This window comes from Pseudomonas sp. P4_B4 (genome assembly GCF_056402255.1).
Genome location: NZ_JBFUHS010000012.1, coordinates 99,154 through 124,639 on the forward strand (window position 1 = coordinate 99,154; position 25,486 = coordinate 124,639).

General features: G+C 59.1%; 27 protein-coding genes. 15 read left to right on the top strand and 12 right to left on the bottom strand.

The window, feature by feature from the left end; translation table 11 throughout:
• Positions 1-49: 49 nt before the first annotated feature.
• The gene (locus tag AC1DVE_RS14930) at positions 50-1,420 is read right to left on the bottom strand and encodes a DUF1329 domain-containing protein (protein ID WP_223455615.1); all 1,371 of its coding nucleotides are present in this window, start codon (positions 1,418-1,420) and stop codon (positions 50-52) included.
• Between the two features lie 23 nt (positions 1,421-1,443).
• Complete coding sequence (locus tag AC1DVE_RS14935; RefSeq protein ID WP_223455614.1) at positions 1,444-3,237, bottom strand: DUF1302 domain-containing protein; 1,794 nt, start codon at positions 3,235-3,237, stop codon at positions 1,444-1,446.
• Positions 3,238-3,807: 570 nt separating this feature from the next.
• Here AC1DVE_RS14935 and AC1DVE_RS14940 point away from each other — a divergent pair.
• On the top strand, positions 3,808-4,578 hold the full coding sequence (locus tag AC1DVE_RS14940; RefSeq protein WP_223455613.1) for an N-acetylmuramoyl-L-alanine amidase: 771 nt from the start codon (positions 3,808-3,810) through the stop codon (positions 4,576-4,578).
• 73 nt (positions 4,579-4,651) lie between these two features.
• Here AC1DVE_RS14940 and AC1DVE_RS14945 read toward each other — a convergent pair whose 3' ends face one another.
• From AC1DVE_RS14945 to AC1DVE_RS14960, 4 genes are all read right to left on the bottom strand, one after another.
• Positions 4,652-5,563, bottom strand: a complete 912-nt coding sequence (locus tag AC1DVE_RS14945; protein WP_223455612.1) for an SDR family oxidoreductase — start codon at positions 5,561-5,563, stop codon at positions 4,652-4,654.
• Positions 5,564-5,735: 172 nt separating this feature from the next.
• Positions 5,736-6,638 (bottom strand): alpha/beta fold hydrolase, encoded by a 903-nt coding sequence (locus AC1DVE_RS14950; protein WP_223455611.1) that lies wholly within the window; start codon positions 6,636-6,638, stop codon positions 5,736-5,738.
• Positions 6,638-7,420 (bottom strand): class II aldolase/adducin family protein, encoded by a 783-nt coding sequence (locus tag AC1DVE_RS14955; RefSeq protein WP_102701466.1) that lies wholly within the window; start codon positions 7,418-7,420, stop codon positions 6,638-6,640. The genes AC1DVE_RS14950 and AC1DVE_RS14955 overlap by 1 nt, the downstream gene beginning before the upstream one ends.
• A gap of 225 nt (positions 7,421-7,645) precedes the next feature.
• Entirely contained in the window at positions 7,646-8,101 is a 456-nt protein-coding gene (locus AC1DVE_RS14960; RefSeq protein WP_223455610.1) for a flavodoxin, read from the bottom strand.
• Between the two features lie 102 nt (positions 8,102-8,203).
• Between AC1DVE_RS14960 and AC1DVE_RS14965 the strand changes: the two genes are divergently transcribed.
• The gene (locus tag AC1DVE_RS14965; protein ID WP_223532675.1) at positions 8,204-8,680 is read left to right on the top strand and encodes a PAS domain S-box protein; all 477 of its coding nucleotides are present in this window, start codon (positions 8,204-8,206) and stop codon (positions 8,678-8,680) included.
• 54 nt (positions 8,681-8,734) lie between these two features.
• The gene (locus AC1DVE_RS14970; RefSeq protein WP_150727404.1) at positions 8,735-9,340 is read left to right on the top strand and encodes a hypothetical protein; all 606 of its coding nucleotides are present in this window, start codon (positions 8,735-8,737) and stop codon (positions 9,338-9,340) included.
• A gap of 3 nt (positions 9,341-9,343) precedes the next feature.
• On the opposite strand, the gene AC1DVE_RS14975 is transcribed toward AC1DVE_RS14970, so the two are convergent.
• Entirely contained in the window at positions 9,344-10,303 is a 960-nt protein-coding gene (locus AC1DVE_RS14975; RefSeq protein WP_223534439.1) for a MerR family transcriptional regulator, read from the bottom strand.
• 223 nt (positions 10,304-10,526) lie between these two features.
• Here AC1DVE_RS14975 and AC1DVE_RS14980 point away from each other — a divergent pair, with 223 nt between their 5' ends.
• The 7 genes from AC1DVE_RS14980 (at position 10,527) to AC1DVE_RS15010 (ending at position 15,088) form a co-directional block, all read left to right on the top strand.
• Positions 10,527-11,096 carry an antibiotic biosynthesis monooxygenase gene (locus AC1DVE_RS14980; protein ID WP_223455607.1) on the top strand — a complete coding sequence of 190 codons (570 nt, stop codon included), beginning with the start codon at positions 10,527-10,529 and terminating at the stop codon, positions 11,094-11,096.
• Positions 11,097-11,201: 105 nt separating this feature from the next.
• Complete coding sequence (gene folM / locus AC1DVE_RS14985) at positions 11,202-11,912, top strand: dihydromonapterin reductase (RefSeq protein ID WP_223455606.1); 711 nt, start codon at positions 11,202-11,204, stop codon at positions 11,910-11,912.
• A 19-nt stretch (positions 11,913-11,931) separates the two neighbouring features.
• Positions 11,932-12,492 carry a GTP cyclohydrolase I FolE gene (gene folE / locus AC1DVE_RS14990; protein ID WP_223455605.1) on the top strand — a complete coding sequence of 187 codons (561 nt, stop codon included), beginning with the start codon at positions 11,932-11,934 and terminating at the stop codon, positions 12,490-12,492.
• Between the two features lie 2 nt (positions 12,493-12,494).
• Positions 12,495-12,866: a dihydroneopterin triphosphate 2'-epimerase gene (gene folX, locus AC1DVE_RS14995; RefSeq protein ID WP_007970304.1), complete on the top strand. Its 372-nt coding sequence runs from the start codon at positions 12,495-12,497 to the stop codon at positions 12,864-12,866.
• Positions 12,867-12,962: 96 nt separating this feature from the next.
• Positions 12,963-13,259, top strand: coding sequence for a DUF1244 domain-containing protein (locus tag AC1DVE_RS15000; protein WP_223534441.1), 297 nt, complete (start codon positions 12,963-12,965; stop codon positions 13,257-13,259).
• The gene (locus AC1DVE_RS15005; protein WP_223455604.1) at positions 13,252-13,590 is read left to right on the top strand and encodes a HopJ type III effector protein; all 339 of its coding nucleotides are present in this window, start codon (positions 13,252-13,254) and stop codon (positions 13,588-13,590) included. Before AC1DVE_RS15000 ends, AC1DVE_RS15005 begins: the two co-directional genes overlap by 8 nt.
• A 247-nt stretch (positions 13,591-13,837) precedes the next feature.
• Positions 13,838-15,088 (top strand): 2-aminoadipate transaminase, encoded by a 1,251-nt coding sequence (locus tag AC1DVE_RS15010; protein ID WP_223534443.1) that lies wholly within the window; start codon positions 13,838-13,840, stop codon positions 15,086-15,088.
• A gap of 187 nt (positions 15,089-15,275) precedes the next feature.
• On the opposite strand, the gene trxB is transcribed toward AC1DVE_RS15010, so the two are convergent.
• The gene (trxB, locus tag AC1DVE_RS15015) at positions 15,276-16,232 is read right to left on the bottom strand and encodes a thioredoxin-disulfide reductase (RefSeq protein ID WP_223455602.1); all 957 of its coding nucleotides are present in this window, start codon (positions 16,230-16,232) and stop codon (positions 15,276-15,278) included.
• 315 nt (positions 16,233-16,547) lie between these two features.
• Here trxB and cysZ point away from each other — a divergent pair, with 315 nt between their 5' ends.
• The gene (gene cysZ / locus AC1DVE_RS15020) at positions 16,548-17,303 is read left to right on the top strand and encodes a sulfate transporter CysZ (RefSeq protein WP_223455601.1); all 756 of its coding nucleotides are present in this window, start codon (positions 16,548-16,550) and stop codon (positions 17,301-17,303) included.
• A gap of 80 nt (positions 17,304-17,383) precedes the next feature.
• Here the strand turns inward: cysZ and AC1DVE_RS15025 are convergent, their stop codons facing one another.
• Positions 17,384-18,181: a hypothetical protein gene (locus AC1DVE_RS15025; protein ID WP_223455600.1), complete on the bottom strand. Its 798-nt coding sequence runs from the start codon at positions 18,179-18,181 to the stop codon at positions 17,384-17,386.
• A gap of 215 nt (positions 18,182-18,396) precedes the next feature.
• Between AC1DVE_RS15025 and AC1DVE_RS15030 the strand changes: the two genes are divergently transcribed.
• Positions 18,397-19,596 carry a glycosyltransferase family 4 protein gene (locus tag AC1DVE_RS15030; protein ID WP_223455599.1) on the top strand — a complete coding sequence of 400 codons (1,200 nt, stop codon included), beginning with the start codon at positions 18,397-18,399 and terminating at the stop codon, positions 19,594-19,596.
• A gap of 115 nt (positions 19,597-19,711) precedes the next feature.
• Here the strand turns inward: AC1DVE_RS15030 and AC1DVE_RS15035 are convergent, their stop codons facing one another.
• From AC1DVE_RS15035 to AC1DVE_RS15045, 3 genes are all read right to left on the bottom strand, one after another.
• Complete coding sequence (locus tag AC1DVE_RS15035; RefSeq protein ID WP_223455598.1) at positions 19,712-20,815, bottom strand: NADH:flavin oxidoreductase; 1,104 nt, start codon at positions 20,813-20,815, stop codon at positions 19,712-19,714.
• A 155-nt stretch (positions 20,816-20,970) separates the two neighbouring features.
• Complete coding sequence (locus AC1DVE_RS15040) at positions 20,971-21,453, bottom strand: glutathione peroxidase (RefSeq protein ID WP_477784012.1); 483 nt, start codon at positions 21,451-21,453, stop codon at positions 20,971-20,973.
• A 122-nt stretch (positions 21,454-21,575) separates the two neighbouring features.
• Positions 21,576-22,061, bottom strand: coding sequence for an FKBP-type peptidyl-prolyl cis-trans isomerase (locus tag AC1DVE_RS15045; protein ID WP_008150718.1), 486 nt, complete (start codon positions 22,059-22,061; stop codon positions 21,576-21,578).
• Between AC1DVE_RS15045 and AC1DVE_RS15050 the strand changes: the two genes are divergently transcribed.
• Genes AC1DVE_RS15050 through AC1DVE_RS15060 form a run of 3 tightly spaced genes read left to right on the top strand, consistent with a single transcriptional unit; the run spans position 22,030 to position 25,422 of the window.
• On the top strand, positions 22,030-22,356 hold the full coding sequence (locus tag AC1DVE_RS15050) for a DUF3565 domain-containing protein (RefSeq protein ID WP_477776353.1): 327 nt from the start codon (positions 22,030-22,032) through the stop codon (positions 22,354-22,356). The genes AC1DVE_RS15045 and AC1DVE_RS15050 overlap by 32 nt on opposite strands.
• Before the next feature lie 60 nt (positions 22,357-22,416).
• Complete coding sequence (gene pta, locus AC1DVE_RS15055) at positions 22,417-24,516, top strand: phosphate acetyltransferase (protein WP_477776352.1); 2,100 nt, start codon at positions 22,417-22,419, stop codon at positions 24,514-24,516.
• Positions 24,517-25,422 carry an acyltransferase gene (locus tag AC1DVE_RS15060; protein WP_223543391.1) on the top strand — a complete coding sequence of 302 codons (906 nt, stop codon included), beginning with the start codon at positions 24,517-24,519 and terminating at the stop codon, positions 25,420-25,422.
• Positions 25,423-25,486 lie beyond the last annotated feature (64 nt).

Sequence of the window (25,486 nt, forward strand, 5' to 3'; positions counted from 1 at the left end):
AAAAAGGTGACCGTTGAGTCACCCTTTTGTGTAGGAGCCTGTAGGAAACCTACCTAACCCCCGTGCTACGCAAGGCTGCTGGCGTGTAGTCCCCCGCTTTTGCATCGATGTTGAATTCGAAGCTGCGCTTCTCTTCGTTCTTCATTCCCAGGGCGATATAGCGACCGGCAATCAAGTCATACAGCGCTTCGACGGTGTAGGCCGGCACCTGGTGATCGTAGTAGAACTGGGCATGCCCTTCGGCGACGCGCCAGAGCTGGCCACGCCCGTCGTAGTGGTCGGCCAGCGCCACTTGCCAGCTGTCTTCATCGATGTACATGTGGCGCTTGGCGTACACATGCCGCTCGCTCGACTTGACCGTGGCGACGACTTCCCAGACCCGATGCAACTCATAGCGAGTCAGGTCCTGATTGATGTGCCCGGCCTTGATCACATCGGTGTACTTGAGGTCTGGCGAGTCGAGCTTGTAGCTGTTGTAGGGGATGTACATCTCCTTTTTGCCGACCAGTTTCCAGTCGTAGCGATCCGGCGCGCCGGAAAACATGTCGAAGTTGTCAGTGGTGCGCAGGCCGTCGGATGAGGTGCCGACGCCGTCATAAGCAACCTGTGGCGCACGCCGTACCCGGCGCTGGCCAGCGTTGTAGATCCAGGCCTTGCGCGGTTCCTTGACCTGGTCGAGGGTCTCGTGAACCAGCAACACGTTGCCCGCCAGCCGCGCCGGTGCGGTCACTTCCTGCTTGAAGTAGTTGAGGACGTTATCGTCGTTGCCCGGTTTCAGATCACCGAGCAACGACGGCACGGCGACCTCGTCCTTGAAGCGGATCACGGTGAAGTCACCATTGGACTGCGGTGTTGCCTGGGTGATGGTGCGGCGCAGATTGCCGCCGTGGTAACGGGTGACGTGGTTCCAGATCACTTCCACGCCATTCTTTGGAATCGGGAATGCGTAGTAGCGATTGCCGGTGAAATTAGCCAGGCCGTTACCGTCATTGATCGGTGTTACGTTCAGCGCGCTGCGCTTGGCCGACTCATAGATTTCCGCTGGCAGGGCCACGGTGCGATGGCTGGGATAGACCGGAATCTTGTAGGTCTCGGGATAGCGCTTGAACATCGCGATCTGGCCGTCGGAGAGCTTGTCCTTGTACTTGTCGACAGTCGCTGCGGTGATCACGAACAACGGCTTTTCGTTGGCGAACGGGTCGGTCAGGAAACCTTTGCTGTCCACTGCGCCAGCGTTTTTCGGGATGCCGCCGGTCCAGGCCGGAATCGAGCCATCGGCATTGCCAGCCTTCTCGGCACCGAGCGGTGTAAGGCTGGTGCCGAGCTTGCCAGCTTCCTCCGGCGACACCGCGGCCATCACGTTGGCGGCCAACAGACTCAGGGCCAGAACGGTGCCCAATTGCAGAATCATCTTGCGCATTGAATTCATCCTTTTCAGCCAGATCAGAAGTTCACACCAAAGCTCAACGCCACGAAGTCACGGTCGGTGAGGACGTTGAAGTCCCCGCCGAAAAAGTCTGTGTAACTGAGGCTCGCGGTATAGGTATTGCGATAGTCCGCATCGACACCGAGGCTGACGGCCTTGGCGCCTTCGTTGAACAGACCGTTGGGGCCATAGCCGGAGACATCGTGGGACCACGAGAGGTTGGGCCTGACGTTGATCCCGGCGATGAGGTTGTTGTAGTCGAGGATGGCCCGGCCGCGGTAACCCCATGAAGTCGAGGTCACGAAGCCGCCGGTGTCGCCGCCGAAACCATACTGGCCATACACCGAATCGCGGCCGTAGCGCAGTTTGGTACGTGCTTCCAGACCACCGACCCGAACCACCGCCGCCTCGCCCACCAGGGTCAGGCGATCCGCACCTGCGACCTGATCGATGAAGTGCGTCAGGGTGCTCTGGATCTGCGTCACTTCCTTGCGGCGATAACCTTTGTTGTCAGCCCCGGGTGAAGTGGCAATGGGTGATGCCGCACCGCCTGCAATCGGATTGAGCATGGCCAGGGTCAGGTCATTGGTGTTGACCTGCACCGGGAGGTTGGGGCGGTAGCTGATTTCCCCGCTCCACGCGGTGCCGGTGGATAAGGTGGTGGAGAAGCTTGCGCCGTAGAGGCGGATGTCCTCCGGGTATTCGAGGTAATACTGGCCGCGACCGAGCATCACACTTTGGGCCAGGCCCGAACCGCTGCCGGGCGCGATGCGGTTGGCGGCGGCAACGATCCCCGGAATGCTCGCCAGCGTACTGAGGCTGGCAGTGGTGGTCCCGACATTCGGCGAACGGCTGTGGTAGTTCATGAAGTACAGGCCGTACTCGGTGTCGTCCCCAAGCCAGCGCAACGCCGTACCCCACTGCCCGGAATCCCGGGCATCGCGGTCGCCACCACGGGGAACGATCACGCCCTCCTTGCTGACCTCGAAGCCCTGGCCAAAAGCAGCCGCAATTGGCTGCAAGGGTGCAATGGCCGGGTTGGCGACGGTGTAGCCCTTGTTGCAACCGTCCGCCACCACATCGACACCAAAGAAAGTGCCGCAGTTATCGACGACCGTCTGGTCCCACTCCAGTTGATAGAAGCCTTCGACCGTCAATTTGTCCGTCAGGCCCTGGGAGGCAAACAGCATGTTGACCGGAATCAGGCCTTCCTTGATCTCGGCACCAGGACGACGGAACGCGGACACGTCCACCGGATTGATGCTGTTGATCGAGTTGCCGATGAAGGTGCTCTCGCCCCAACTGACCACCTGCTTGCCGGCGCGCAAAGTGCCCGGCAAATCGGCGAGGGAATAGTTGTGATATACGAAGGCGTCGAGAATTTGCCCGCCTGAAGACTTGGCGCCTTCTTTGCGATTGTGATCGCTGATGTCCTTGAAGGGGCGGCTTTCATCCTTCAATTCAAAGTCGTACCAGTACTTGCCACGCACAAACGCACCGGTGTCGCCGTACTTCAGTTCGAGGTCGTGAATACCCTTGAAGATCTTCGAGAAGGTTTCACCCTTCTTGAAGTTCAGTCGCCCGTCGTCACCGGTCGAAGACTGGCCGGAACCGCCATTGACGGTGCCCACCAGGGCGTTATCCGCATCACGCATACCCCAGCTCGCGCCGACCGACAGCGAGGAGTCGAACGTCCCCTCGATTTCCCCGATGTTGAACGAAATGGCCTGCGCCTGGGCACAGCAACCCAAGGCGACCGCAGCCGCCAACGCCTGCGGTGTGAAGATGGCGCGCATTGTTGTTTTTGTCATGCGTCTTCCCCGGTGAGTGACAGAAGGCCTCACCCTACTGCCGGGCATCGGGGTCGATAAGCGCACCAAGGAGGTATTCGTGGTGTACCTCTAAAGGATGACTGGCACAGGGTCATCACCCAGACGACAAGCACCCGAATCCTGACTGTTGCCGGGGCTGCAACAGTGCATGTCCGTAATTGGTATTTTTCCTACGACAGCAAGGGCTTATTCTTGCCTGGCTGTCACAGTAGACCACCGCAGGCACCCTGTACCGGCCTGCGCCGTGACTGAAAGATTTCAGATGAATTGAGGATTCGGTTCATCGCCCCGTGTTCACTGACGTTGATTTGTAGCTCCTGATCCAACGTCTTACCTTGGCCGCTGCGTTTGCAGCGGCCTTTTTTATGGGCGATGGTTTTTGATGAGTAACAGCTGCCAGGCAAAACTTCGAATACCTACATTTCTTTCAGAAAGCGCCTACAACCATAGGTAAACACCAATAGCACTCGAGCCATTAAGTTGAACAGCAAGTCGGCGAACGACTTTTATCTTCGTCCGGCTTCAAACTTACTTATTGCGAGTGCAACCATGAAACCCATCAACTACAACCAGTATCGCTCAACCCGAAGCTTCAACAGTCGAATACGCTTTCTGATTCTTCACTACACGGCCGCTAACTTTTCAAGTTCTGTCAGTGCCCTGACCGGCCCGAGTGTCAGCGCGCACTATCTGATTCCAGATATCACTGACCCCAGTTACCTGAAAGCCGGCCATACCGGGCAGGATGTATTCAGCCTGGTGGATGAAACCTATCGCGCGTGGCACGCAGGTGTCAGTCAGTGGGGTAACCGCAGTAATCTGAATGACACGTCCATCGGCATTGAAGTCGTCAACCTGGCGACCGACAACAAAGGCGAATTCACCTTCCCGCCGTATCACCCCGAGCAGATTGCTGCGATTGAACAACTGGCGCTGAATATCCTCAAGCGCTACCCGGATATCACACCGACGCAGGTTTTGGGCCACTCCGATATTGCGATAGGCCGCAAAAGTGATCCGGGGCCGATGTTTCCCTGGCAGGCGCTGCACTTGAAAGGCGTCGGAGCCTGGTTCGATGAAACCACTCGGAACGAGTATCTGCGCCAATACACCACATCGGGCGTTCCAGCCCGAAGCGAATTGCTGGGGTTGTTCAAATCCTATGGATACGATGTTTCGGGGGCGTCAACGGAAGGCGGTTTTCAACAGTTGGTGCGGGCATTCCAGATGCATTTTCGCCCGGATAACTTCGATGGAAAAATGGACGCACAAACCGCCGCCAATCTGAAGGCGCTGGTAGTCAAATACTTTCCCCGCTGATCATTAGCAAACGGCTTCCAGCCGACAAATAAAACAACCGGCAAGGTCAGTCAATACGACCTTGCCGGCGCTATCAGAGCGTATATTTATGTAAATTCCCCATCATTTCCTTCAGCGCTTCGATGTTGTCTTTCGGATGCGCCGCGCCTTCGAAGTCGCAAATCTGCTGCCAGTGCGCCGCCACGTCTTCCGGGGAGAAAACTGTCCGTGGATCGAACCCGGCACCGAGGCTGCGCTCCCAGCGGACCTTGCCCATCCAGCCGCCGCCGACTTCGAACAGACCGGAGGTTTCCTGGCAGTTCTCGCTGGCCAGGTACACCACCAGCGGGCTGACCAGTTCCGGCTTGAGCTGTTCGAAGACCTGCGGCGGGATCAAGCCTTCGGTCATGCGCGTGCCGCCGGTGGGGGCGATGGCGTTGACCAGGATGTTGTTCTTGCGGCCTTCGATGGCCAGGGTGCGGGTCAGGCCATAGAGACCGAGCTTGGCCATGCCGTAGTTGGACTGGCCGAAGTTGCCATAGATGCCCGAGGTCGACGCAGTGAAAATCACCCGGCCGTAGTTTTGCTCGCGCATGTGCGGCCAGGCGGCGCGGGTGACTTTGTAGGCACCTTCGACGTGGACGCGGTAAACCAGGTCCCAGTCGGCGTCATCCATTTTGTGGAAGGTCTTGTCACGCAGGATCCCGGCGTTGTTAACCACCACGTCGACGCGACCGAAAACGTCCAGGGCGTGCTGGACCAGTTTGTCACCGTCAGTGACCGAGTCGTGGTTGGCCTCGGCGATGCCGCCAGCCTCGCGAATGTCCGCTACCACGCGGTCGGCAGCCGAGGCGTTGGCGCCCTCGCCCTGGGCCGTGCCGCCAAGATCGTTGACCAGCACCCTGGCGCCCTGTTTGGCGAACAGCAGTGCATGCGCCCGTCCCAGGCCGCCACCGGCTCCGGTGATGATCACGACTTTATCTTCGAAGCGCACAGACTCATTCATGGGGGGGACTCCAGCAGGCCAGGGGACAGTGAGTCCGAGTTTCAGGCACGGCGCAGCGGGTCACAATGAACACGGGGGAGGCTGAATGGTGGGCGATAAGGCTGGGGGATGATGATCGCGTCGGACAGGATGACGTAATCCCACAGAAGCAGAACAGATTCAACGCTGCGAATCAGGAGCAGGCCACCTTGCGCGGCGGCAAGAGCAATTGATCGCGAAACGCCAGGTAGTGCTTGAGCACCTCGCAGGGCGCCTCGATCTGTGGGTAGTGGCCAATGTCAGGCAACACCACCGTGTCCGCCTCCGGGATCAGCTCCCGGTAACGCTCGACCATGTGCGCGCCGGAGATCGGATCGACCCCGCCATCGATCACTCGCAGCGGCACTTCACCGCGTTGCATCGCGCTCACCCAGCGGTTGCGCCAGACGCGTCGCTCCGGGATGTAGGCGATCAATTTGTGCATGATCCGTGGCCCGCTATGACTTTCGACCAGGCTCCAGAAATCATCCATCTGGCTTTCACTGGGACGGGTTTGCGGACCGAAAATCTGCCGAAAGCTTCTCACCAGGCCATCACGGCTGAAGGCGCGGCCAATCATCCAGCCCAAAGGACTGAGCAAGAGTTTTTGCATAAGTACCGGGCGGTGGGTTTCCGGAAACAACCCGCCGTTGAGAAACACACAACTCGCCAGCTCCACCCGCGACTCGTAATGCCGGGCCAGCAGTTCCTGGGCCACGCTGTCGCCGTAATCGTGGGCGAACAGGTGCACAGGCTGTTCGACATTCAGGTGTTCAAGCAGTGCCTGTTGCAGATCCGCTTGCTCCAGCAGGCTGTATTCGTGATTCGCCGGTTTGGCCGAATCGCCGAAGCCCAGCATGTCGCAAGCGATCACGCGAAAACGCTGGGTCAATGGCTGCCACAGGTAATGCCAGTCCCAACTGGCGGACGGAAAGCCGTGAATGAGCAGCAGTGGCTCACCCTGCCCTGCTGTCCAGTAACGGATGCTCTGGTCACGAAAAATGAACGTCTGGCTGCGCTTGCGCCAGACACACAGAGGGATCTCGGCGAGTTCCATTAGAGTTTATAACCCGGGTCCAGTTTATCGAGTTTACGCAGCAGCGCCGGCCAGGCCAGCGCTCCGCCCATTCCTTGAGCACTTCTGGTGACACCCGCGATCATGGCTTTGGCGCCAGCCAGAATCTGCGGTTCGATGGCGATCAGTTCAGCGGCACCGTTTTGCGCCATGACCTGAATGTCGCAGGCACGCTGAAAGGTGAACATCATCAGGAACGTATCGGCGATGGTGCTGCCGCAGGTCAGCAGACCGTGGTTATGCAACATCAGGAAATTGTTTTCACCGAGGTCGGCCTGCAGCCGCACTTTCTCTTCATGGTTGAGCGCCACGCCTTCATAGGCGTGGTAGGCCAGGCTGGAAAGCACGAACAACGACTGTTGGCTGATCGGCAAAACACCCTGCTTCTGTGCCGACACCGCAACCCCCGAAGCCGTGTGGGTGTGGAGCACGCAGACGACATCGTGACGAACTTCATGCACGGCGCTGTGGATGGTGTAACCCGCCGGATTGATCTCGTAAGGACTGTCCATCAGCTTGTTGCCGGCCTGATCCACCTTGACCAGGCTCGATGCGGTCATTTCGTGAAACATCAACCCGAACGGGTTGATCAGGAAATCTTCGGTACCGGGCACCTTGGCGGAAATATGGGTGAAGATCAGGTCATCCCAGCCATGCTGGGCGACCAGGCGATAACAGGCCGCCAGGTCGACGCGAGTTTGCCACTCGGCAGCACTGACCTGGTCTTTGACACTGTGTGGCGATTGGACGGGAGCGACAGTCACGGCAAGGAACCTCGGTGTTTTTATGATGGAGTGTTTCCTATGTTTACCGAGTCTAGTCAGCCCTTGAGGTTCGTGTAGTTGCATTGGCAGCCAGCTTGATGGCCGAGCGAGTCAGCCGCCGTGCTGCCCTGGATCCATGTCAAATGACCGGCGCCCGCGAGGGTCTGACAGGCAGCTTTTACCGCACTGTCAGAACCCTGACTGGCATGGGTGCCATGGCAACGGTCAGGCGCGCAGTGCGTTGATCAGGTCCGCCAGCCAAGGCTCGGCGTCCGTTTCGGGGGTCACCGTTTCACTGGCATCCAGGCGCAGCATTGGCAGTATTTCGCGAATGCCCAGTTCACCGAACAATTCGCGCATCTGCTCGCCGCCGCCACAAAAAGTATCGCCATAACTCGCATCGCCCAATCCGATTACCGCACCTGGCAAACCGCGCCAGGCCGCTGGCAATTGGTCACGAATGGTCGAATACAGCGGTTGCAGGTTATCCGGTAGCTCACCCATGCCGGTGGTCGACGTCACCGCCAGAAAGGCTTCGGGGCCAAACGCCTGGACATCGGCGAGGGTCGCACGCGGGTTGTGCCAGGTTTCGAAACCGGCGGCTTGCAACAGGCTGGCGGCGTGGCGGGCAACTTCTTCGGCCGTGCCGTACACCGAGCCGGAAATGATGGCGACTTTCATCAATCTGATCCTGAATCCGAGTAAAAGACCCGGATATTAACAGCACGGTCGTGATTGTTCTTTTAGAATGCAATCGACAATCAATCAGGAAAGGATACTCCGATGATTAATGCACAGCTGCTGCAAATGGTGATCAACGCCTCCAACGACGGTATCGTGATTGCCGAAAAGGAAGGCGATCAGGACAAAATCCTCATCTACGTCAACCCCGCGTTCGAACGCCTGACGGGGTACTCCAGCGAAGAAATCCTCTATCAGGATTGTCGTTTCCTGCAGTCGGGGGACCGCGACCAGGAAGCCCTGCCGCTGATTCGCGACGCCTTGAACGGTGAAGGATCCTGCCGGGAAATACTGCGCAACTACCGCAAGGACGGCACACCGTTCTGGAACGAGCTGTCCCTTTCAACGGTGAAAAATCCGGCGGACGGGCAAACCTACTTTGTCGGTGTGCAGAAAGACGTCACCGTGCAGGTCAAGGCGCAACAGCGCGTGGCCCAGCTGGAGGGGCAGTTGGCTGAACTCCAGGCCGAGCTTGCCGCGCTCAAGGCGACGAACGGCAAAAACAAAATTCAGAATTAATGGTCAGTAACTACAATCACCAATGACTTTGTAACTCTATCTTTCGAGCTGGCCATGCAACGCGACGCGCTCCTGACCCAGGATGAGCTGGATTTCATCCAAGCCATGCAACACAACCCGCAACTCAATGTGCGGGACGCGACGTCGAGCCTGCTCGTCAACGGTGGGTCGCAAATCCGTGACCTGCTCACCCGCCTGGCGGCCCATGAGCAGGTCACCATTCAAGCCAGTTTCGAAAACCAGCAAATGACCTTCCCCCTGCACCTGGTGGAAGACGAGTTTCATGCACTGCATTTGCGCCTCGGTGTGCCGAGCATCTATGAAGACGGGCCGATGGCCCGGCCTTGGCGCCTGGTACTGGACGAACCGGTAGCGCTGGAAAACGCCAAGGGTCAACCCGGCACCCTGTGGGTACACGAAGTGTCGTGCAAAGGGGTTCTGCTGGAGGTTCGCAACAAGACCAAGCCACCGAAGCATTTCGCCTTATGGTTCAGCCCGTCAGGCTATGAGCGGATTGCCTTGCGTGGCACTTTCGAGAAAGAAAACGAACAGGGTTTCTTTGCCTATCAGCTGAGCCAGAACGATACGGATGAAACCGAGCGTCTGCGTCAGTTCATCCTGCAACAGCATCGTTTGACGCATCCCGCGCTGCATCTCTGAACTTCAAGTATCCAGATTACCCGCCAGGAACTGCTTCAGACGCTGGCTCATGATCTCCCCTGCATTGCCCAGGCAACCGATCGATGACCCGGCCAGGCTCTCCTGTGCCAGGTCGCAAGCATCACCGGCCAACAACAATCGACACTCCAGACTCATGGCCAGGCGATTCAAGCGCCGTGGCAACTCGGCAGTCGGCGCATGATTGGAAAACAGCACCAACGCCAGGGGCTTGATCCTTTCACACGTCAGCGCCAGCTCCTCGAACGGCTGGCCCATGTTCAGCACGCGAACGGCCACTGGCCCGGAACTCAGGAACAGGGCGGCAACCAGCAGCTCCAGCTCCCGGCATTGGCCAACCAGGGCACAGATGACCACGCGACGCGGCTGTTTGTCGCGCAGCAACAACAGACGCTGCACCACCCGGGAACGCAGAAAACCATCCAGGAACAGCCACTCGCTGGTTCCACCGAACTGGTCCTGGCGTTGCAACAACTGCTTCCAGACGGGGATCAGAATGTCCTGGAACACCACCAGCAGGGAGTAACTGGAAAAGATTTGCCCGTAGACCTGCTGCAGCCGAATGTCGTCAAAACTACTGACCGCAGCAAGAACCTGTTGCTGCCATTGCGCGTAATCGGCTTCCACGAGGTTGCTGGGGATGATGTGGGACAGTGCCTGGAGCGGCTCGGTCCTGGCCAGGATCTTGCCGATCCTGCTGACCACAACACCACGCTCGATCCAGCCGAGAATGCTACGGACACGCTCAATATCGGACATCGAATACAGTCGATGCCCGCTATCGGTGCGTGTTGGAACAATCAGGCCGTATCGTCGTTCCCAGGCTCGAAGCGTGACCGGGTTGACACCTGTCAGTCGCGCCACCTCGCGAATGGGAAAGAGTTCTTCCTGTTCGAGAGCGACGGCCTGCGTAGAGCCTGAAGCGACGTCTGTAAGACTGGGCATCCTGTTGAAACATCCCTGTATCGTCCGAGCCTTATTCTAACGCCCCTGCCCCGTAAAGTTTCCGTAAAAAATCGATACCGCGAATGAACGGATAAACGTCACAGACGCCACGGGCGGAATCAGGAATAATCCTTGCTTGTTTCGAGTCGCAGCCCACCACCCCGGCGCTGTGCCTGGCGAAGCTCCTATCCGGAGCGACGCAAATGCCTTACGGAGATACACAATGTCTACCCCTCCCGTCACGCTGATGGTTGCGCGCCGCGTTGCCAATGGACGTTACCAGGACCTGATCGCCTGGTTGCGCGAAGGCGAACAACTGGCCACCGACTTTCCCGGCTACCTCGGCTCCGGCGTGCTTGCTCCGCCGCCCGGCGATGACGAATTCCAGATAATCTTCCGCTTCGCCGACGAGCAGACCCTGCACGCCTGGGAGCATTCCGCTTCGCGCAGCGCCTGGCTCGGACGCGGCAGCGACCTGTTTGCCCACCCGACAGAACATCGGGTCAGCGGTATCGAAGGCTGGTTCGGTGCCATCGGTCAACGCCCGCCGCGCTGGAAACAGGCTGTGGCGATCTGGCTGGCGTTCTTTCCGGTTTCGCTGCTGTTCAACTTTGTGCTGGGGCCGCTGTTGAGTGACATGAGCCTGCTGCCGCGGGTATTCATCAGCACCCTGTGCCTGACGCCGCTGATGGTTTACCTGTTCATTCCGTTGTCGACCCGTCTGCTGGCCGGCTGGCTCAACAGCACGCCGACACGCCCATTGCGTACCGAACCCTCCACTCAGAATCATTGATCTCTCCTGTGGGAGCAAGCTCGCTCCCACAGTTGTTTCCCCCGCAATAGGTAGAGCGCTCCCGTCGCTGGTATAGTTTTGTTCTCACCGCGACGCGAGCCGTACATGACTACTTCCGCAGCCCCTATCCTCATCACCGGCGCCGGCCAGCGTGTCGGCCTGCACTGCGCCCGGCGATTGCTGGAAGATGGCCATCGGGTGATTTTCAGCTACCGCAGCGAGCGTCCCGGCGTACAAGCCCTGCGCGATCTGGGGGCCACCGCGGTGTTCGCGGACTTCGCCAGCGAGACCGGGATCCTCGCCTTCATCAGCGAACTGAAAACCCACACCGACTGTTTACGGGCGATTGTCCACAACGCCTCCGAATGGCTGGCCGAAACGCCGGACACCGACGCAGCAGCATTCACCCGTATGTTCAGCGTGCACATGCTGGCGCCCTACCTGATCAACCTGCATTGCGCCGACCTGTTGCAACGCTCAAGCCCCGCCGACATCGTGCACATCAGCGATGATGTGACCCGCAAGGGCAGCAGCAAGCACATCGGCTATTGCGCCAGCAAAGCCGGACTCGACAGCCTGACCCTGTCCTTCGCCGCCAGGTACGCGCCGGCCATCAAGGTCAACGGGATCGCGCCAGCCCTGCTACTGTTCAACCCTGAAGACGACGCGGCCTACCGCGCCAAGGTGCTGGCCAAATCCGCACTGGGTATCGAGCCCGGCAGCGAAGTGGTCTACCAGAGCCTGCGCTATCTGCTCGACAACCCTTATGTCACCGGCACCACCCTGACCGTCAACGGCGGAAGGCACATCAAATAGTGTCCCGCGAGGATTTTCCATGACGTTATCCCTGCCCCAGAATTATCGAGAGATCCTCATCGGTCTCGGTGAAAACCCCGACCGCGAGGGTTTGCTCGATACGCCGACGCGTGCAGCCAAAGCCATGCAGTACCTTTGCCATGGTTACGAGCAAAGTGTCGAAGAGATCGTCAATGGCGCGCTGTTCGCCTCCGACAACGATGAAATGGTCATCGTCGACAACATCGAGCTGTACTCGCTTTGCGAACACCACATGCTGCCCTTCATCGGCAAGGCGCATGTGGCTTATATTCCAACCGGCAAGGTGCTGGGCCTGTCGAAAATCGCTCGGCTGGTGGACATGTTCGCCCGGCGCCTGCAGATCCAGGAAAACCTCACCCGGCAAATCGCCGACGCGGTGCAGCAAGTGACCGGCGCGGCAGGCGTCGCAGTGGTCATCGAGGCGCAGCACATGTGCATGATGATGCGCGGCGTCGAGAAACAGAATTCGACCATGAACACCTCGGTGATGCTCGGCGCCTTCCGCGAGTCGAGCAATACCCGCCAGGAGTTCCTGCAATTGATTGGACGGAGCAAGTAGCAATGCCACAACTTCAGCCAGGCATGGCACGCATCCGGGTCAAAGACCTGTGCCTGCGTACCTTCATCGGCATCAACGAGGATGAAATCCTCAACAAGCAGGATGTGCTGATCAACCTCACCATTCTGTACGCAGCCCAGGAAGCGGTACGCGACAACGACATCGATCACGCGTTGAACTACCGGACCATTACCAAGGCAATCATCGCCCATGTGGAAGGCAACCGCTTTGCGCTGCTCGAACGCCTGACCCAGGAAATTCTCGACCTGGTGATGGCCAACGCATCGGTGCTGTACGCCGAGGTCGAGGTCGACAAGCCCCACGCGCTGCGATTCGCCGAGTCGGTGTCGATTACACTCGCGGCAAGCCGCTAAGCTTCAAGCTTCAAGCTTCAAGCGGTAAGCTACAGGTCACCGAACATCCATCTTGCAGCTTGAGGCTTGCAGCTTGAAGCTGTCTCAGAGAGACCTATGACCGATCAACAACGCATGGAACTCGAAGCCGCCGCCTTTCGCCGGCTGGTGGCCCACCTGGACAGCCGCAAGGATGTACAGAACATCGACCTGATGAACCTCTCGGGTTTTTGCCGCAACTGCCTGTCCAAGTGGTACAAGGCCGCGGCCGACGAACGCCAGATCGAGGTTAGCCTCGACGAAGCCCGCGAAGTGGTTTACGGCATGCCGTACGCCGAATGGAAAGCCCAATATCAGCAAGAAGCCAGCGCCGACCAGCAAGCGGCGTTCGCCAAAGGAAAACCCAATGAGTGATTTGAACACCCTGCGCGCCAGCCTCAAGAGCGGTGAACACGCCTTCGCCAACACTCTGGCGTTTATTGCCGCCGGTTACGACTACCAGCCTCAGGCTTTCAACAATGGTGGCGTGGAAAACGCGGCCGGGCAGAACGAAGGCTCGTGCAAGACCCTGGGTCTGGCGCTGCTCGAAGGCTTGAGCGATGAAGAAGCCCTGCTGGCTTTCGGCGAGCATTACCGCTCGGTTGTTGCCACGCCTGAAGGCAGCGACCACGGCAACATTCGGGCGCTGATTGCCCATGGACTGGCTGGTGTGAATTTCACCCAACAGCCGCTGACCCGCCGCTGATTTAAATTGTAGGAGCGAGCCTGCTCGCGAAAAACTCAAGAGCACTGCTGGGCCTCTGGTTTACGCGTAATCGTTCACCACCATCGCGAGCAGGCTCGCTCCTACAGGTTCTGCGTTCACGGCGCGGAACTGATCAGAAATACATCCAGACTTTTAAGATTGACCCGGCAACTTTATTTCGTTTGCCCCGTACCACCGCTCACGGCTTAGATAAAAAGAGGTCCTCCTTCTTCCGAGCCGGTCATTCATGCGCAGCGAAACTATCAGCCAGTCGATCAACATCGTTCACCCTGTCACGCTCAGCCACGGCAAAAACGCCGAGGTCTGGGACACCGATGGCAAACGCTACATCGACTTTGTCGGCGGCATCGGCGTGCTGAACCTCGGCCATTGCCATCCGCGCATCGTCGAGGCCATTCGCGAACAGGCCACCCGACTGACCCACTACGCGTTCAACGCTGCACCCCATGTGCCTTACCTCGAACTGATGGATCGCCTCAGCGCGTTCATGCCGGTGGGTTACCCGGTCAGCGGCATGCTCACCAACAGCGGCGCGGAAGCGGCGGAAAACGCCCTGAAGATTGTCCGCGGGGCCACCGGACGCAGCGCGGTCATCGCCTTCGACGGCGCCTTCCACGGCCGCACGCTGGCCACCCTCAACCTCAATGGCAAAGTCGCACCCTACAAACAAAAAGTCGGCGTGCTACCGGGGCCGGTGTTTCACCTGCCCTTCCCCAGCCAGGACAACGGCGTCACCTGTACCGAGGCCCTCAAAGCCATGGAGCGCCTGTTCAGCGTCGAGATTGATGTTGAAGACGTCGCCTGTTTTATCGTCGAACCGGTGCAGGGCGAAGCGGGCTTTCTGGCCATGGAGGTCGAGTTCGCCCAAGCGCTGCGCAAGTTCTGCGACGACAAGGGCATTGTGCTGATCGCCGATGAAATCCAGTCCGGTTTCGGCCGTACTGGCCAGCGCTTCGCGTTCTCGCGACTGGGCATCGAGCCGGACCTGATCCTGCTCGGTAAAAGCATCGCCGGCGGCGTGCCGCTGGGTGCGGTGGTCGGGCGCAAGTCGCTGCTCGACAACTTGCCCAAGGGCGGACTCGGTGGCACTTACTCCGGCAATCCCATCGCCTGCGCAGCGGCACTGGCAACCCTGGACGAAATGACCGATACCAACCTGCATGCCTGGGGCACCCAACAGGAAGAAGCGATTGTCGGCCGCCATGCAACCTGGCGTGCGAACAACCTGACGCCGTACCTGGGACGCCTGACCGGTGTCGGTGCCATGCGTGGTATCGAGCTGATCAACGCCGATGGCTCGCCCGCACCGGCTCAATTGACCCAACTGCTGGTCCTGGCGCGGGATGCGGGTCTGCTGCTGATGCCCAGTGGCAAATCTCGTCATATCATCCGTCTGCTGGCGCCGTTGACCATTGAGGCTGCGGTGCTGGAGGAAGGGTTGGATATTCTTGAGGCGTGCCTGGCAAAACTGATTTGAACGCACAATCCCTGTAGGAGCGAGCCTGCTCCGGGCGGCGTTCCGACGATGGCGATTTTTCATTCAACATTGATGTCGACTGAATCACCGCAATCGCGAGCAGGCTCGCTCCTACAAGGGCATCGCATTTTTCGAAGGCACAAAAAAACCGGCCGAAGCCGGTTTTTTCATTTCAACGAAAGCAGAATCAAGCGTTCTGCAGATCGTCGAGGTAACGCTCGGCATCCAGTGCCGCCATGCAACCGGCGCCAGCGGAGGTGATGGCCTGACGGTACACGTGGTCAGCCACGTCACCGGCGGCGAAAATACCTTCGAGGTTGGTCGCAGTGGCGTTGCCGTCACGGCCGCCCTGCACAACCAGGTAGCCGTCCTTCAGGGTCAACTGGCCTTCGAACAACGAAGTGTTCGGAGTGTGGCCGATGGCGATGAACACGCCGTCGACTTTCACTTCGTCGAAGCTGCCGTCGTTGTTCTTCAGGCGGGCACCGGTCACGCCCATGTTGTCGCCCAGCACTTCGTCCAGGGTCGCGTTCAGCTTCAGCTCGATCTTGCCTTCGGCAACACGGGCATTCAGCTTGTCGATCAGGATCTTCTCAGCGCGGAAAGTCTCGCGACGGTGGATCAAGGTCACCTTGCTGGCGATGTTGGCCAGGTACAGGGCTTCTTCAACAGCGGTGTTGCCGCCGCCGACCACGGCAACCGGCTTGTTGCGGTAGAAGAAACCGTCGCAGGTCGCGCAGGCCGAAACGCCTTTGCCCATGAACGTTTCTTCGGACGGCAGGCCCAGGTAACGAGCGCTGGCGCCGGTGGCGATGATCAGGGCATCGCAGGTGTAAGTCGCGCTGTCGCCGATCAGGGTGTACGGCTTGGCAGCGAAGTCGACAGCATTGATGTGATCGAACACGATCTCGGTTTCAAAGCGCTCGGCGTGCTCGCGCATCCGCTCCATCAGCGCCGGGCCGGTCAGGCCGTGGACGTCGCCCGGCCAGTTGTCGACTTCGGTGGTGGTGGTCAGTTGACCGCCGGCCTGCATGCCGGTGATCAGCAGTGGCTTGAGGTTGGCACGGGCGGCATAGACCGCGGCGCTGTAACCGGCAGGGCCGGAACCGAGAATAATCACTCGCGAATGACGGACTTCAGACATGACCTGCTCCTGTTGACCGGCCCGGAACACCTGGCGCGGAACGCCGGATTGCCGGCTGGAATAAAAAAGAACGGTTGAAAGCACTTGGGGAAGGCTTGAACCCGACCGTCCTGTAAAAAGATTGAGTGCAGCGTATCGAGGGGGCGAAGATTAAGGAAATACGGTTTAACAATCCAGCTCATAGGTGGTCTCTATGCCATCTGGCCGACGATATCGACGTCTTTGTTACAGTGAATGTCGATACCGCTGTCGCGCTTTCGCCTGTGAAGCAAAGCCGGTAAGGTCGGCGCGTTTTCCCTCTGCCCGGAGCCTCTTATGCCTGCCCCTGTTCTGTCCGGCCCGCAATACCTGCGCGAAGGCCTCAAGCTGGTGCTGAGCCCCAGCCTGCGTTTGTTTGTGCTGTTACCGCTGGCAATAAACCTGGTGCTGTTCGTCGGATTGATCTACCTGGCCGGCCATCAGTTCAGCCTTTGGGTCGACACCTTGATGCCGTCCCTGCCTGACTGGCTGAGTTTTCTCAGCTACATCCTCTGGCCGCTGTTCGTGGTCCTCGTCGTGCTGATGGTGTTCTTCACCTTCACCATGCTCGCCAACGTCATTGCCGCGCCGTTCAACGGCTTCCTCGCGGAGAAAGTCGAAGTGGTGGTACGCGGCACCGATGACTTCCCGGCCTTCAGCTGGGGCGAGCTGATCGCCATGATCCCGCGCACCCTGGCCCGGGAAATGCGCAAGCTCGGCTACTTCCTGCCCAGGGCAGTCGGGTTGTTCATCCTCTCGTTCATCCCGGTGGTGAACATCATCGCAGCGCCGCTGTGGCTATTGTTCGGGGTGTGGATGATGGCGATCCAGTACATCGACTACCCGGCGGACAACCACAAGCTGGGCTGGAACGAAATGCTCGCCTGGCTGCGGCAGAAGCGCTGGCAGAGCATGAGCTTCGGCGGCAGCGTGTACCTGGTGCTGCTGATCCCGGTGGTCAACATCCTGATGATGCCGGCCGCCGTGGCTGGCGCGACGCTGTTCTGGGTGCGTGAACGTGGTGTCGAAAACCTCGTGACGCGCTACGACTGAAGGGCACAGACGAAACGAGGCATCGGTCCAATGCCTCGTTTTGATTACAGCGATGCCGACAAAACGTCCTGCGCCAGCAGTTACTTCGGGGTCACCCAAAGTGGAATAGATGCCGGTTCGATCAACAGATAGGCCAACAACAACCCGCACGCCATGACAAACAACCAGGACTTTCCAGAGAAAAAAATGGTGATCCTGGTTAGGAACAACCAAAAACCATGTAGCGGTCCATAACTACGCTGGTTCATAAGTGCCAGATAGTGGAGCAGCGCCACGCCGGTAAACACCATCACCAGTAAAGTCACGCACATGCCGAACACCTGGCTCATCATTAGTGACCGGCCATAATCCGACAAACTGTCCATATAAAATTCACGGAAGGTGTGGTTGGACGCCAAAGCCGTAAGATCCGGATCAAAGGATGACTTGGCCAAACCAATCAATCCACCACATCCTGCAAGAATGAAAATCGGCGCAGCAATGTAAACCGCCCAACTGCCCGAGGTAAATTGACCTTTGATCAATGAGACCAACGCAGTCGTGATACTGAATGCCAGCAATGTGGAAAGAAGCACCCACAAATAGTAATGGATCAGCTCAACATAGATCGCGTATTTCCAGACCAAAAACATGAGGCCGATTGCCAGAACAAAAAAGATCGGCAATATCCCATCCCTAGCGGGAGCCGCCGAAGTGCCTCCTTTTGTGGTGACATTAGTAATGTAGGTTCGCTTTGTCTGGATCACCGTAATCGGGGCATTCACAGTCGGGGGGTTGGTGATGCCAGCGAACAGCACGCCACACAGAACCCCCATCAAAGGTCCCCAAATCCAGGCTTGCAAATTCGCGTTCGTGACCAGATCCATAAATATCTGCATTCAAATCCTCTCTTAAATATTGGCACATAACTGGTTATACAACCAGTGGTAGCACAATAAAATCACCACTCTTCTATAAATGCAATATTTTATTGACGGCATTTTCCAGGCACCCAGAATTGGCCCTAAGAGTTTCTTATGTTGCGCTGGAGCGCACCAACTCGCTCAGAATCAACCGTTTCACAAATCCATCATCCGAACGTCATAGCGTCGACATGGCCCCAGCCGACACTGGGGTCATGACGACAGCTCTGCATATCACCCTGATCACCGAAACCTTCCCACCGGAAATCAACGGCGTGGCCAATACCCTGGGCCGCTTGTGCGACGGTTTGCGCGCGCGCGGGCATCAAGTGGAGCTGGTCCGGCCGCGTCAGGGCTGCGACCAGCAATTGAGCAGCGATGATGAGTTGCTGTTGTGCCGGGGCTGGCCGCTTCCGGGTTACCCCGGTTTGCAATGGGGCCAGTCGTCGATGCACAAGCTGCTGCGGCGCTGGACGCGTCACCGCCCGGATGTGCTCTACATCGCCACCGAGGGTCCGCTAGGTTTGTCAGCGTTGCGCGCGGCAAGGCGACTGGGGATTTCAGTGGTCAGCGGTTTCCACACCAATTTCCAGCAGTATTCCAACCAGTACGGGTTTGGTTTGCTCACGCGCCTGCTGACCCACTACCTGCGCTGGTTCCACAACCGCTCGACCATGACCCTGGTGCCCAGCGTCAGCCAGCGCCTGGAACTGGAGCGACGTCAGTTCGAGCGACTGGCGTTGCTGTCCCGTGGGGTCGACAGCGAATTGTTTCACCCGGCCAAACGGTTAAATGCGCTGCGCGAGCAATGGGGACTGACTGAGGAAGACATCGCCGTCATTCATGTCGGTCGCCTGGCTCCGGAGAAAAACCTCGGCCTGCTCAAACGCACCTTCAATACCCTCAAGGCGAGTTATCCACAGCGCACGCTGAAACTGATCGTGGTCGGCGATGGCCCACAGCGCCAGGAACTGGAAAACGAAATGCCCAAGGCGATTTTCTGCGGCACGCAACGGGGTGAAGCCCTGGCCTGTCACTACGCCTCGGGGGACGTGTTTCTGTTTCCGAGCCTGACCGAAACCTTCGGCAATGTGGTGCTTGAAGCACTCGCTTCGGGGCTTGGCGTGGTCGCCTACGACCAGGCAGCGGCGGCCCAGCATATTCGTCATGGCTACAACGGCGTACTGGCAATGCCGGGAGATGAAGAGGCGTTCTGCGATGCAGCGGCATGGCTGCTGGAGGAAAGGGAAGCCTTGCGCAATGTGCGCCTCAATGCGCGCCAGCATGCCAGTCGCCAGGGTTGGGCGACGATTATCGAACAGTTCGAGGGACAGTTGCGCGGGGCGTGTGCCGGGGAGATGGTGGTGCCGAATGCACCGATTGTTCCCTGATTTTGCAGTGCTCTTGAGTCAGTTTTCGCGAGCAGGCTCGCACATTGGTTCTGTGTCTTACACAAATCCCCTGTGGGAGCGAGCCTGCTCGCGATGAGGCCTTCCCGGTCGTCGCTTAAACCAGCGTCATCAACGCTTCGCGGCTGAACGGCAGAATGTCTTCCTCACGGCCGTCGCGCACTTTCTGTGCCCAGTCCGGGTCCACCAGCAACGCGCGACCGACCGCCACCAGGTCGAACTCATCGTTGTTCAGGCGTTCCAGCAGTTTTTCCAGGCTGGCCGGTTGCGCGACCTTGTCGGTGTTGACCATGAACTGCAGGAACTCGCCGTCCAGGCCGACGCTGCCCACGGTGATGGTTGGCTTGCCGGTGAGTTGGCGGGTCCAGCCGGCCAGGTTCAGCTCGGAACCGTCGAACTCAGGCTCCCAGAAGCGGCGGGTCGAACAGTGGAAAATATCCACACCCGCATCCGCCAACGGCTTGAGGAACTCGCCCAAGGCTTCCGGGGTTTGCACCAGACGCGCTGTGTAGTCCTGCTGCTTCCACTGGGAGAAACGGAAGATGATCGGGAAACCTTCACCGACCGCGGCACGCACGGCCTGAATCAATTCAATGGCGAAGCGCGAACGGTTAGCCAGGCTGCCGCCGTATTCGTCGGTACGCTGGTTGCTGCCTTCCCAGAAGAACTGGTCAATCAGGTAACCGTGGGCACCGTGGATTTCCACGCCGTCCATGCCGATGCTCTGGGCATCCTTGGCGGCTTGGGCAAACGCAGCGATTACATCCTGGATGTCTTGTCTGGTCATGCCGTGCACCACGACCTGACCTTCCTTCACTTTTTCCGACGGGCCATAACCTGGCACGCTGGCGTCCGGCTCGGTGCCGATACGGCGCACGCTGCCCACGTGCCACAGCTGCGGAACGATCTTGCCGCCTTCGGCGTGAACGGCATCGACGACTATCCTCCAGCCGGACAGGGCTGCTTCACCATAGAAATGCGGAACGTTCGGATAGCCATTGGACGCCTTGTGACCGACGGTGGTGCCTTCGGTAATGATCAGGCCGACGCCCGCAGCGGCGCGACGACGGTAGTATTCGATCACTTTGGAGTTAGGCACGCCGCCCGGGGAAAAGGAGCGGGTCATCGGCGCCATGACGACGCGGGTCGGCAGTTCGAGGGTGCCGAGGTGGAACGGTTTGAACAGGGCTTTGACGGGCATGGGACGCTCCACGAAAACGTTATCGACAGGCACAATTAATATGACGGCGATAATATGCGCAGTACCGTCAGCGCGATAGCACTATTGATCAGAATGATTAAGGGTCAAAAGGCAGGCATAAAAAATCGCAGCTCGATGGCTGCGATTTTTGTGGTTCAGCTCAGCGCTTTTTCAATCGCGTGAACGATGGTCGGATCATCCGGCGCCGTACGTGGCGAGAACCGAGCCAGTACACGGCCGTCCTTGCCCAGCAGGAACTTCTCGAAGTTCCAGGTGATGTCGCCGGGAAATTCCGCGCCCTCGCCCGCCAGCAAGCGGTACAACTGATGACGTTCATGCCCGTTGACTTCCAGCTTGCTGGACAACGGAAAGGTCACGCCATAGTTGAGGCTGCAGAAATCCTTGATCTCTTGTTCGGTCCCCGGTTCCTGCCCGGCAAACTGGTTGCACGGCAAGCCCAGCACGCTGAAGCCTTTGCCCTTGTATAGCTGGTAAAGGTTTTCCAGCGCCGCGTACTGCGGGGTCAAGCCGCATTTGGAGGCGACGTTGACCACCAGTACGACTTGGCCCTTGAAAGGCGCCAGAGGTAGCTCCTGTCCATCCAGGGCTGTCAATTTAAGGTCGTGAAAAGCACTCATGGCGTACTCCAGATTCCCGTGTTCTTCTCGAAACAGCCACTTGGCGGTGTCGTCAGGGACAGCCGCAGACTAAAAAGGCGCCCACAGGGCGCCTCTCCAGTTATCTGAGCTTAGCGCAGAAATCAGTGGTGATGGCCACCTTCGCCATGGACGTGGCCATGAGCGATTTCTTCCTGGCTGGCGTCACGGATGTCGATGATCTTGACCTGGAAATTCAGGCGTTGACCAGCCAACGGGTGATTGCCGTCGACGGTCACGTCGTCGCCGTCCAGATCACGGATGGTCACGATCTGCATCTGCCCGTCCGGAGCGGAAGCGTGGAACTGCATGCCCACTTCCAGCTCGTCGACGCCTTCGAACATGCTGCGGCTCAGGGTGCTGACCAGTTCGGCAGCGTACTCGCCGTAAGCGTCTTCCGGTTCAACGGCTACGGTCAGCTCGTCGCCGACAGTCTTGCCTTCCAGAGCCTTTTCCAGGCCCGGGATGATGTTGCCTGCGCCTTGCAGGTAGACCAGCGGCGCGCCGCCGGCGGAGCTGTCGATGACCTCACCAGCGTCGTTAGTCAGGGTATAGTCGATGGAGACAGCCTTATTGGCGGCGATCAGCATGGGGCGAGACCTTTTGCATAAGAAGATTGAAAGGCCAAGTTTAGCGAAGCAATCGTCCGAAAGCGAACACAACCCGGACAGACGGGATTCGACGGTCACAGGCTTCCATCAGGACGAGGACGGACACTGGGTGGCCGAGCTTTCCTGCGGCCACACCCAACACCTGCGGCACCAGCCACCCTGGCAATCCCGCGCCTGGGTCATGGACCCTGTGCAGCGCCAGGAAAAAATAGGCCAACCCTTTGCCTGCGGTTGGTGCGCACAAGGCTCGGTTAGCGATAACCTTGGCGACTGAATTTCGGTAGTCGGCCAAATATAAGCTGACACCATTGCCATGCTCCTTCAGAGAATCCGCATGCAAACTTTTTTTATCGCGCCCACCGATTTTGGTGTAGGTCTGACCTCCATCAGCCTCGGGCTGGTGCGCACCCTTGAGCGCGCCGGCCTCAAGGTCGGTTTTTTCAAACCGATTGCCCAGCCGCATCCGGGCGACACGGGCCCGGAACGTTCCACCGAACTGGTGGCGCGTACCCACGGCTTGAAACCACCTCAGCCACTGGGCCTGGCCCATGTCGAGCGCATGCTCGGCGACGGCCAGCTCGATGAATTGCTCGAAGAAATCATCGCCCTTTATCAGCAGGCGGCCATCGGCAAGGACGTGCTGATCGTCGAAGGCATGGTGCCGACCCGCAGCGCCAGTTACGCCGCGCGGGTCAACCTGCACCTGGCCAAGAGCCTCGACGCCGAGGTGATCCTGGTCTCGGCGCCGGAAAACGAAGTGCTGACCGAACTCTCCGGCCGCGTCGAGTTGCAGGCGCAATTGTTCGGCGGTCCGAAAGACCCGAAAGTCCTCGGCGTGATCCTCAACAAGGTCAAGACCGACGAAAGCATGGAGGCTTTCGCCACGCGCCTGAAGGAGCATTCGCCGTTGCTGCGCAGCGGCGATTTCCGCTTGCTCGGCTGCATTCCGTTCCAGCCGGAACTGAACGCCCCGCGCACCCGCGACGTCGCCGACCTGATGGGCGCGCAAGTGCTCAACGCCGGTGATTACGAAACCCGGCGCATGACCAAGATCATCATTTGCGCCCGCACCATGCGCAACACCGTGGAGTTGCTCAAGCCCGGCGTGCTGGTGGTGACCCCCGGCGACCGCGACGACATCATCCTCGCCGTCAGCCTCGCGGCATTGAACGGCGTGCCGCTGGCCGGTCTGCTGCTGACCAGCGACACCCTGCCCGACCCACGCATCATGGACCTGTGCCGCGGCGCCCTGCAGGCCGGGTTACCGGTGCTGTCGGTGAGTACTGGCTCCTACGACACCGCCAACCTACTCAATGGCCTGAACAAGGAAATCCCCATCGACGACCGCGAGCGCGCTGAAATCATCACCGATTTCATCGCCAGCCACCTCGATGCCAACTGGTTGCATCAGCGCTGCGGTACACCGCGCGAGATGCGTTTGTCGCCAGCGGTGTTCCGCTATCAATTGATCCAGCGCGCCCAGGCGGCCAACAAGCGCATCGTATTGCCCGAAGGCAGCGAGCCGCTGACCGTGCAGGCCGCCGCGATCTGCCAGGCCCGCGGCATCGCTCGCTGTGTATTGCTGGCCAAGCCCGAGGACGTGCAGGCCGTCGCACGCGCCCAGGGTATCGAGTTGCCACCAGGCCTGGAAATCATCGACCCGGACTTGATCCGTGAGCGTTACGTCGAGCCGATGGTCGCGCTGCGCAAAAGCAAAAGCCTCAATGCGCCGATGGCCGAGCAACAACTGGAAGACACCGTGGTGATCGGCACCATGATGCTGGCTCTGGATGAAGTCGACGGCCTCGTCTCGGGCGTGATCAACACCACTGCCAACACCATCCGCCCGGCCCTTCAGCTGATTAAAACCGCGCCGGGCTGCACCCTGGTGTCGTCGGTGTTCTTTATGCTGTTTCCGGAAGAGGTGCTGGTCTACGGCGACTGCGTGATGAACCCGCACCCAAGCGCCAGCGAACTGGCCGAGATCGCCCTGCAAAGCGCTGACTCGGCCGCCGCCTTCGGCATCACGCCACGGGTGGCGATGATCAGCTACTCCAGCGGCGAGTCGGCCAGCGGCGAAGAAGTCGAGAAGGTCCGCGAGGCGACTCTGCTCGCCCACGAACAACAGCACTCGCTGCTGATCGACGGCCCCCTGCAGTACGACGCCGCCGCCAACGAAAGCGTGGCCCGGCAACTGGCGCCGAACAGTCAGGTGGCCGGTCGTGCCACGGTGTACGTATTCCCCGACCTCAACACCGGCAATACCACGCACAAAGCCGTACAGCGCAGCGCCGACTGCGTCAGCCTCGGGCCAATGCTGCAAGGCTTGCGCAAACCGGTGAACGATTTGCCGCGCGGCGCGCAGGTCGATGACATTGTCTACACCATCGCCTTGACTGCGATCCAAGCCGCCAACCGACCTATGGATGTGTAAATGCTGGACTTCCTACCCGCCCCGCTGCGGGGCGTGATCGCCTCGCTGCTGTTGGTGCTGAACACGATTTTGCTCTGCTCGTTCCTGTTCTGCGTGGCGCTCGTCAAGGTATTGCCGTTCGCCCTCACCCAGCGCCTCGCGGGCTGGCTGATGAACCATACCCACGAAGCCTGGATCAGCCTCAACAAAGGCTGGATGAACCTGGTGCGCCGCACACGCTGGCACATCAGCGGCCTGCAAGGCCTCGACTATCAGCACTCGTACCTGATCACCAGCAACCACCAGAGCTGGGTCGACATCCTGGTGCTGCAATACGTGCTCAACCGGCGCATTCAACCGCTGAAGTTCTTTCTCAAGCAGGAGCTGATCTGGGTCCCGGTGATCGGTCTGGCCTGGTGGGCGCTGGGCTTTCCGTTCATGAAGCGCTACTCCAAGGCCTATCTGGAGAAGCACCCGGAAAAGAAAGGCAAGGACCTGGAAACCACCCGCAAGACCTGTGCGAAATTCCGCGACAACCCGGTGGGCATTTTCAACTTCGTCGAAGGCACACGCTTCACCGAGGGCAAACACAAGCAACAGCAGTCACCCTTCAAGTACCTGCTCAAGCCCAAGGCCGGCGGCATTGCCTTTGTGCTGGATGCGATGGGCGAGCAGCTTGAATCCCTGGTCAACGTGACCATCCACTACCCTGCCGGGCGCCCGGGTTTCTGGGACTTGCTGTGCGGGAACGTTGCGGACGTGGTGGTGCACTTTGAAGAGCTGAAGATTCCGCCGCAGTTCATTGGCAAGAACTATGACCAGGACGGTGAATACCGCCTGCAGTTTCAGGGCTGGATCAATCAGTTGTGGCAGGACAAGGATGCTCTGCTTGCGCAGATGCATCGCGAGTATCCAGGAAAACACTAATCCCCTGTGGGAGCGAGCCTGCTCGCGATTGCTGGCTGACATTCAATATTGATGTCGACTGATC

What these genes read in the sequence shown, in the direction of transcription:
- AC1DVE_RS14930 (WP_223455615.1), bottom strand. Translation starts at nt 1,420, where the DNA reads ATGCGCAAGATGATTCTGCAATTGGGCACCGTTCTGGCCCTGAGTCTG.
- AC1DVE_RS14935 (WP_223455614.1), bottom strand. Translation starts at nt 3,237, where the DNA reads ATGACAAAAACAACAATGCGCGCCATCTTCACACCGCAGGCGTTGGCG.
- AC1DVE_RS14940 (WP_223455613.1), top strand. Translation starts at nt 3,808, where the DNA reads ATGAAACCCATCAACTACAACCAGTATCGCTCAACCCGAAGCTTCAAC.
- AC1DVE_RS14945 (WP_223455612.1), bottom strand. Translation starts at nt 5,563, where the DNA reads ATGAATGAGTCTGTGCGCTTCGAAGATAAAGTCGTGATCATCACCGGA.
- AC1DVE_RS14950 (WP_223455611.1), bottom strand. Translation starts at nt 6,638, where the DNA reads ATGGAACTCGCCGAGATCCCTCTGTGTGTCTGGCGCAAGCGCAGCCAG.
- AC1DVE_RS14960 (WP_223455610.1), bottom strand. Translation starts at nt 8,101, where the DNA reads ATGAAAGTCGCCATCATTTCCGGCTCGGTGTACGGCACGGCCGAAGAA.
- AC1DVE_RS14965 (WP_223532675.1), top strand. Translation starts at nt 8,204, where the DNA reads ATGATTAATGCACAGCTGCTGCAAATGGTGATCAACGCCTCCAACGAC.
- AC1DVE_RS14970 (WP_150727404.1), top strand. Translation starts at nt 8,735, where the DNA reads ATGCAACGCGACGCGCTCCTGACCCAGGATGAGCTGGATTTCATCCAA.
- AC1DVE_RS14975 (WP_223534439.1), bottom strand. Translation starts at nt 10,303, where the DNA reads ATGCCCAGTCTTACAGACGTCGCTTCAGGCTCTACGCAGGCCGTCGCT.
- AC1DVE_RS14980 (WP_223455607.1), top strand. Translation starts at nt 10,527, where the DNA reads ATGTCTACCCCTCCCGTCACGCTGATGGTTGCGCGCCGCGTTGCCAAT.
- folM (WP_223455606.1), top strand. Translation starts at nt 11,202, where the DNA reads ATGACTACTTCCGCAGCCCCTATCCTCATCACCGGCGCCGGCCAGCGT.
- folE (WP_223455605.1), top strand. Translation starts at nt 11,932, where the DNA reads ATGACGTTATCCCTGCCCCAGAATTATCGAGAGATCCTCATCGGTCTC.
- folX (WP_007970304.1), top strand. Translation starts at nt 12,495, where the DNA reads ATGCCACAACTTCAGCCAGGCATGGCACGCATCCGGGTCAAAGACCTG.
- AC1DVE_RS15000 (WP_223534441.1), top strand. Translation starts at nt 12,963, where the DNA reads ATGACCGATCAACAACGCATGGAACTCGAAGCCGCCGCCTTTCGCCGG.
- AC1DVE_RS15005 (WP_223455604.1), top strand. Translation starts at nt 13,252, where the DNA reads ATGAGTGATTTGAACACCCTGCGCGCCAGCCTCAAGAGCGGTGAACAC.
- AC1DVE_RS15010 (WP_223534443.1), top strand. Translation starts at nt 13,838, where the DNA reads ATGCGCAGCGAAACTATCAGCCAGTCGATCAACATCGTTCACCCTGTC.
- trxB (WP_223455602.1), bottom strand. Translation starts at nt 16,232, where the DNA reads ATGTCTGAAGTCCGTCATTCGCGAGTGATTATTCTCGGTTCCGGCCCT.
- cysZ (WP_223455601.1), top strand. Translation starts at nt 16,548, where the DNA reads ATGCCTGCCCCTGTTCTGTCCGGCCCGCAATACCTGCGCGAAGGCCTC.
- AC1DVE_RS15025 (WP_223455600.1), bottom strand. Translation starts at nt 18,181, where the DNA reads ATGCAGATATTTATGGATCTGGTCACGAACGCGAATTTGCAAGCCTGG.
- AC1DVE_RS15030 (WP_223455599.1), top strand. Translation starts at nt 18,397, where the DNA reads ATGGCCCCAGCCGACACTGGGGTCATGACGACAGCTCTGCATATCACC.
- AC1DVE_RS15035 (WP_223455598.1), bottom strand. Translation starts at nt 20,815, where the DNA reads ATGCCCGTCAAAGCCCTGTTCAAACCGTTCCACCTCGGCACCCTCGAA.
- AC1DVE_RS15040 (WP_477784012.1), bottom strand. Translation starts at nt 21,453, where the DNA reads ATGAGTGCTTTTCACGACCTTAAATTGACAGCCCTGGATGGACAGGAG.
- AC1DVE_RS15050 (WP_477776353.1), top strand. Translation starts at nt 22,030, where the DNA reads ATGGAGACAGCCTTATTGGCGGCGATCAGCATGGGGCGAGACCTTTTG.
- AC1DVE_RS15045 (WP_008150718.1), bottom strand. Translation starts at nt 22,061, where the DNA reads ATGCTGATCGCCGCCAATAAGGCTGTCTCCATCGACTATACCCTGACT.
- pta (WP_477776352.1), top strand. Translation starts at nt 22,417, where the DNA reads ATGCAAACTTTTTTTATCGCGCCCACCGATTTTGGTGTAGGTCTGACC.
- AC1DVE_RS15060 (WP_223543391.1), top strand. Translation starts at nt 24,517, where the DNA reads ATGCTGGACTTCCTACCCGCCCCGCTGCGGGGCGTGATCGCCTCGCTG.